Origin of the sequence: Corallococcus exercitus (assembly GCF_003611585.1) — a bacterium.
Taxonomy (GTDB): Bacteria; Myxococcota; Myxococcia; order Myxococcales; family Myxococcaceae; genus Corallococcus; species Corallococcus exercitus.
Window position 1 is genome coordinate 1 of sequence record NZ_RAVW01000511.1, and the last position, 6230, is coordinate 6230.

6 protein-coding genes and 1 pseudogene are annotated in these 6230 nt (G+C 69.7%); 6 read left to right on the forward strand and 1 reads right to left on the reverse strand.

Annotation, left to right across the window (positions count from 1 at the left end):
- The 6 genes and pseudogenes from D7W79_RS44045 to D7W79_RS37235 form a co-directional block, all read left to right on the forward strand.
- Positions 1-792: pseudogene (locus D7W79_RS44045) on the forward strand (M56 family metallopeptidase); the annotation flags it as partial.
- A gap of 91 nt (positions 793-883) precedes the next feature.
- On the forward strand, positions 884-1759 hold the full coding sequence (locus D7W79_RS37215; protein WP_120530016.1) for a 4-hydroxy-3-methylbut-2-enyl diphosphate reductase: 876 nt from the start codon (positions 884-886) through the stop codon (positions 1757-1759).
- Between the two features lie 124 nt (positions 1760-1883).
- Complete coding sequence (locus D7W79_RS37220; protein ID WP_120530017.1) at positions 1884-2237, forward strand: hypothetical protein; 354 nt, start codon at positions 1884-1886, stop codon at positions 2235-2237.
- A gap of 48 nt (positions 2238-2285) precedes the next feature.
- Positions 2286-2552, forward strand: a complete 267-nt coding sequence (locus D7W79_RS37225; RefSeq protein ID WP_120530018.1) for a helix-turn-helix domain-containing protein — start codon at positions 2286-2288, stop codon at positions 2550-2552.
- Positions 2549-3037, forward strand: coding sequence for an SRPBCC family protein (locus tag D7W79_RS37230; protein WP_120530019.1), 489 nt, complete (start codon positions 2549-2551; stop codon positions 3035-3037). Before D7W79_RS37225 ends, D7W79_RS37230 begins: the two co-directional genes overlap by 4 nt.
- Positions 3038-3154: 117 nt before the next feature.
- Entirely contained in the window at positions 3155-4867 is a 1713-nt protein-coding gene (locus D7W79_RS37235; RefSeq protein ID WP_120530020.1) for a PA14 domain-containing protein, read from the forward strand.
- 25 nt (positions 4868-4892) lie between these two features.
- Here D7W79_RS37235 and D7W79_RS37240 read toward each other — a convergent pair whose 3' ends face one another.
- Positions 4893-6014: a catalase family protein gene (locus D7W79_RS37240; protein ID WP_120530021.1), complete on the reverse strand. Its 1122-nt coding sequence runs from the start codon at positions 6012-6014 to the stop codon at positions 4893-4895.
- Between the last annotated feature and the right edge of the window lie 216 nt (positions 6015-6230).

Below are 6230 nucleotides of genomic sequence, written 5' to 3' on the forward strand. Positions count from 1 at the left end.
CTCCCCGCCCCAGCGCCGCTCCCCGCCTCCGGGGCCAGGCCGCTCGCGGTCGTCGCGGCGGCTCCTGCTCCGAGTCCGGGGTCCGCGCCGCTCGCCATCGCCGTACCGGCTCCCTCGCCGCTCGCGGTCGTCGCGGCGGCCCCTGCTCCGGCCTCAGGGCCCACGCCGGCCGCCGCGCCCGTCCCGAAGCCCGACCCCGCTGAGAAGGCGAAGGCCCGCGCGGAGCGCAAGGCGGCCCAGGACGACGACGAGACCACCCGCGTGGGCGTGGATCCGCTGAGCGTGGACCAGCTGGTCGAGCTGAAGATCGCGGGCGTCACCCCGGAGGTCGTCGACCGCATCTCCGCCATGGGCTACGCGCCGACGGTGGAGACGCTGGTGGACTTCCAGCACGCGGGCATCACGCCGGAGTACGTGAAGGCCATGACGGACCGCTTCGGCCGGTCCCTCCCCGCCGACCAGCTGGTGGACATGAAGCACCTGGGCGTCACGCCAGAGTGGCTGGGGCAGATGGCCGCCCTGGGCTTCGCGAAGGAGGATCCCGAGGACCTGCTGGGTGCGAAGGCGCTGAACATCGACGCCGCGTGGCTCAACGACCTGAAGGCGGCGGGTTTCGGCAACCTGAAGCTCGATGAAGCCGTGGAGCTGCGCGCCGTGGGCGTCGACTCCAGCTACCTGCGCGAATTGGAAGCCGCGGGCGTGAAGCCCGCCACCGTGGATGAGCTGGTGCGCCTGCGCACCGGCGGCGTGGACGCGGAGTTCATCCGCCGCATGCAGAAGCCCCGGAAGTAGTCCCTCCCTTCATCTCCCATGCGTTCCCCCCGCGCGCTCCCCCAGGAGCGCGCGGGCGGGCCGCGCCTTGCCCGAAAAAGGAGTCGCCGTCATGACGTCTCGCCTGCCTCCGTGGCTCACCGTGTTCGTGATGCTCCTGGCCCTCCCCGTCCTCGCCGCCGATGCGCAGCGCACCGGCACGTGGGGCGCGGTGGTGAGGGAGCAGCAGTTGCAGCTGTCGCTGCAGCCCAAGGACCGTCCGGATTCGCACCATGGCTTCTCCGTGCCGCTCGCGGACTTCCAGGGGCTGTCCACCGCGGACGGAAGCAGCGCCCCCTTCAAGCTGGTGCGTGAAGCGGGCACGTTCGACTTCGAGGGCCAGTTCAAGGACGGTCAGGGCGTGGGCACCTGGCGCTTCAACCCGGACGCCAGCTTCGCGAAGAAGCTGGCGGAGCTGGGCATTCCCAAGCCGGACGCGGACGAGCAGTTCCTCCTGGCCAGCGTCAACGTGGGCCCCCAGCGCGTCAAGGCGCTGGCGGCCTCGGGACAGAAGGTGACCACCGTGGAGGAGCTGGTCCACGTGGGCATCTTCAACGTCACTCCGGAGTACGTCCGGGCGATGGCGGCCGAGGGCTACCCGAAGCTGACGGTTCAGCAGCTCGTCGACTGCCGCATCCACAACGTCACGCCCGAGCGCATCCAGGGCCTGGCCGCGCTGGGGTTCAAGGGCCTGCCCCTGGACTCGCTCCTGTCCATGAGCATCCACAACGTCACGCCGGATTTCGTGAAGGAGATGCGCGGCCTGGGCTTCCAGGAGCTGAGCGCGGACGACCTGGTGGCCATGCGCATCCACGGCGTCACACCCGCCTTCGTGAAGGAGATGCGTGAAGCGGGCTACACGAACGCCACCGCGGACGACTTCGTCTCCATGCGCATCCACGGCATCGACTCCGTCTTCGTCCGCTCGATGTCGAAGAAGCGCAAGTAGCTGCTTGAGGTAGTGGGTTTCCCGCAGGGAAACGCCTGCCACCCCGGCTTGTCATGCCAACAGCGCCATGCCGGAATCCGTCGGTGCAAGGCATTGCCGCCCCGCACCGACTGGAGCGTTGCGCATGCGAAGCATGGTTCGAGCGTGGTTCCTGATGAGCCTCACCCTGGGCGTCGTCACCGCCTGCGGCCCCTCCACGGGGACTGACGAAGCCGTGGCTCCCAGCGGCGAGGCCCAGTTGGAGCAGGAGATCGGCACGGATCCCAACTGTCCCATCTCGCAGATGCAGTCGATGGTCACCTGGCAGGCCGCGCGCGGCACGCCCTGCTCGAACACCGCGGGGTACGGCGACCCGGGCACCACCAACAGCGGCTATGGGTTGCCCGGCACCAAGTACAAGCGCTGCTGCCCCCCGGGCGGCAGCTGTACGGCCTGGAAGCTCATCGGGCCGGTCTGCCAGTTCTGCGAACTCCAGTAACACCCAGCCCAGGCCCCGCCCGGCCGAACGCACGGCCGGGCCCTCCTCCTGCGACTGGGAGGAGGGTCCGGCGTGTCCATTGGCAGCCTGTCCGAGCACTTCCAGATGACGCTCACGGGGTTCCGGAAGCACGTGCGCATCCTGGAGGAGGCGGGGCTCGTCACGACGGAGAAGGTCGGGCGGGTGCGCCACTGCAAGCCCGGTCCGAAGCGACTGGAGGACGTGACGAAGTGGGTGGCCACGTACCGGAGCCTGCTGGAGCAGCGCCTGGATCACCTCGAGGACTTCCTCGAGCGCACGAAAGGAACGCCATGACGACCCAAGTCACCCCTTCACCCAAGGCCCTCGTCACCCAGCCCTCGGAGCGGGAGGTCCGCATCGAGCGCATCTTCAACGCGCCCCGCGAGCGGGTGTGGAAGGCCCTGACCGACCCCACGCTCGTCGCGCAGTGGTGGGGCCGGGGCAACAAGCTCGTCGTCGAGCGCATGGACGTCCAGCGCGGCGGCCATTGGCGCTTCGTCGAACACTCGCCCGACGGTACGCACGGCTTCGAGGGCCGCTACCGCGAGGTGAAGCCCATGGAGCGCATCGAGCAGACCTTCGAGTGGGACGGCACGCCCGGCCACGTCGTCGTGGAGACGATGACGCTGGAGGACCTGGGCGACGGCCGCACGAAGCTCGTCAACGTGTCGCTCTTCCACACCCCGGAGGACCTCCAGGGCATGGTCGGCGCCGGCATGGAGCAGGGCCTCAACCAGAGCTACGCGGCGCTCGACAAGCTCCTCGCACGGCCCAACTGACGCGGCCCTCGCGCTTGAACGGGAACAAACAGACTAACCCAACTTCCAAGAAAACGAGATTGACAGTCCGAGCCGCCAGGACGTCTGGTCGCCTCCAACCCCTGTTGGAGGCGAAAGATGGTCCCATCCCCCCGTTCCCGCGCGCTCGTCCGGGCGTGCCTGCTGCTTCCCCTGTGCTCGCTGGCGGCGTGTGACGTCCGCGAGCCCACGCCCGACGCGCGCGTCGCCGTCTCACGTGGCGCGGTCACCGGCGAGCTGGCCGCGACGCTCATCGACGACGGCGGCTTCAACTATCCCTGGCAGGTGAACGACGGCGACGAGGCCTCGGGCGCGTGGGGCGCGGGCGACAACGCCTATGCCGGCTACGACCTGGGGACGTTGAAACAGGTGCGCGAGGTGTGGAGCCTGGGCGACCAGGCGTACCGCTTCCACGTCCAGCTCTTCGACGCGAACTGGTCCCAGACGGGCTGGTACGACTGCGACGTCGACGGCAGCGCCGTCCAGTGGCAGGGCTGCGACATCCCGGACACGAACGCGCGCTTCGTCTACGTGCGCTACCGCACGAACACGAGCGGCTCCTGGGTGCAGGAGGTGAACCTCCTGGGGGACGACGCGGGCCCCAGCGAGCTGCCCATTCCCACGGGCGCCTTCCGGGGCACCTACTTCAGCGACCGGAACCTGACGACGCGGGCCTTCCAGCGCCAGGACGCCGCCATCCAGTTCTCCTGGGGAACCGGGAGCCCCGGCACGGGCGTGGGCGTGGATGACTTCAGCGTGCGCTGGGAGGGCGACTGGAACTTCGCCACCGCGGGCACGTACCGGTTCTCCACCACGTCCGACGACGGCAGCCGCATCTCCGTCGACGGGGCGCTCGTCGTGGACCACTGGAGCGACCACGGCGCGTCCACGCGGACCGGCGACGTCACGCTCACCGCGGGCAAGCACCGCGTGAAGGTGGAGTACTACGAGGCCACCGGCGACGCGTCCGCCCAGGTGGGCTGGACGTTGCAGTCCGGGAACACGCCCGGCGTGGGAGGCGTCCCCAATCCGCCCACCGGCTGGGTGCTGGACCTCCAGGACGACTTCAACACCTTGGACTGGAACAAGTGGAAGCAATGGCAGACCAACGTGCCGCTCATCCACACTGTCATGGTGATGAACACGCAGAGCCAGTGCGTGACGGCCAATGGCTACCTGGAGATGCGCGCCCGGAAGCGCAATGACGGCTCCGGCATCTGGGACGGCTGCTACCTGGACCAGGGCACGTGGTGGGACGCGCAGAACTCGCGGCCCGCGCATCCCGGCTACGCGGACTACCAGGTGTCGTTCAAGGCGGACCTGCCGCCGGGCGTGGGCACGGGCATGTACTTCCTCATGTGGCCCATCGCGGAGAGCTGGGGCGGGACGCCGTGGCCGCCGGAGCTGGACCTCGTCGAGCTGCCCAACAACGACGGCACCAGCGTGATGACGACCTGGCACTGGGACCCGGACAACAAGCAGTCCGAAATCAGGCCCGCCGTGGACCGCCGCAATGGCAAGCAGTGGGTCTACACCGCGCGCCGCGTGGGCAATGACATCCGGATGTGGATTGGCGACCCGGCGACCAATGCCATCCGGGAGATTCCGCTGCCGGCCGCGTTCTCCAACAACCCGGACTACAAGCGGATGCTGGTGGGCATGGCCAACTTCGTCGCGTCCACGTGGGCCATCAACGGCAGTGCGTCCGCGTTCTGGTACGGCGATGCGAACGCCACGGGCTCCACGGCATGGACCGCGTCCATCGACTACGTGAAGGTCTGGAAGCCGGGCCCGGGCTTGAGCGGGCAGTAGGGCTTTCCATCCCAGCGCGGACGACTCAGGGCAGGTCGTCCGCGCTTCGCGGCTCCTTCACGGGCTGGCCATTCTGCTCCCGCCGGGCGCGGCCCACGGCCTCGTACACCGCCATGCGCGCGCGCATGATGCCGCCCAGGGGCCGGTGCGCGGCCAGGCTGTGGGACGGGCTGAACAGCATCGCCTCGTCCACCGCGTCCTGGAGGGCCGGGTCGTACGCATCCTGCGCGGGCAGCACGAGCCGGGCCACGGGCTGGTAGGGGCTCTCCTCTTCCGGCCACTCCGCGTTCGCGTTCTCCACGGGCATCCGCTCCAGGTCCGTGCACAGCTGGACGCCCATCACGAACTCCGCCGGGTGCTCGCGGAAGAACGCCACCACCGCCTGGCGCAGGCCGTCGAAGTCCCGCACGTCCAGCTTCGCGTCCACCAGCGCGCGCAAGCCGGGCGAGTCGGGCGTCACGTTGAGCTTCGCGAGGTAGTCCCCGTACCGGATGGGGGCCTGGCTGTAGTACGGCTCGCCCAGCGGGTGCAGGAAGGGGTGGCCGAAGAAGTCCAGCACCGCGCTGTCCGCCCCCACCGCGTGCAGCCCCGTGTTCGTGGCGAGCGACACCGCCGACACCGCGCCCTTCACGGCCTGCGGCGTCCGGGGGGCAAGGTGCTCCACCGGGGCAATCTGCGCGAGGAACGCCCTGGGGCCCACGGCGTTGAACACCTTGCCGGTGTCCAGCAGGAAGTCCTGCGTCGTCTCTCCCTCGTGGCCAGGCAGCATGGGGCCCAGGCCCTGGACGCCCAGGACCTTGAGGGCCAGCCCCCGAGGACCGGAGACCCGCCGGTCGTCGTCCAGGTCCCCGGGCACGTGCGACAGCCGCGCCACGACGGGATACGCGCGGGCTTGCGCGAACAGGCCCTGGCGCAGGGGCGCGGGCAGGCCGTCCAGCACCCGCAGCTCTCCCTTCACCAGGCCGTGGGCCTTGGCGTGCGCGGCGCGCACGGTGCGGCCGTGCTTCGGGCGCGTCAGGGCCATGCCCTTGAGCATCGCCGCGATGAGCTTCTCGATGACCTCCCCTTCGTCGGGCTCCACCACCTCGACGTCGTCGCGGTAGCGGACGTAGCCGCGCGGCGCCTGCTTCGACTCGGACTCGCTCATGAAAGGGACCGTCCTGGACCTCCAGGCGCTGGAGGTAGGCGCCGGGCCTCCATGCGTCAGGACTCCCCGCCCCTTTGCGGGCCTGGAAGGTCCGCTGCTGGATGCTCCAGCGGCGCGAAGTGGCGCGCGCTGCACACATTCCAGCCCTTCAACTCCGTCGTACCGTCCCCCTGCTTTTCGGTATATCCCTGGCTCCCCCCCAACGGGCTTCCCCCC

Excerpts from the sequence above, each read along its gene's own strand:
- D7W79_RS37215 (WP_120530016.1), top strand. The coding sequence starts at position 884 with ATGACGTCTCGCCTGCCTCCGTGGCTCACCGTGTTCGTGATGCTCCTG.
- D7W79_RS37220 (WP_120530017.1), top strand. The coding sequence starts at position 1,884 with ATGCGAAGCATGGTTCGAGCGTGGTTCCTGATGAGCCTCACCCTGGGC.
- D7W79_RS37230 (WP_120530019.1), top strand. The coding sequence starts at position 2,549 with ATGACGACCCAAGTCACCCCTTCACCCAAGGCCCTCGTCACCCAGCCC.
- D7W79_RS37235 (WP_120530020.1), top strand. The coding sequence starts at position 3,155 with ATGGTCCCATCCCCCCGTTCCCGCGCGCTCGTCCGGGCGTGCCTGCTG.
- D7W79_RS37240 (WP_120530021.1), bottom strand. The coding sequence starts at position 6,014 with ATGAGCGAGTCCGAGTCGAAGCAGGCGCCGCGCGGCTACGTCCGCTAC.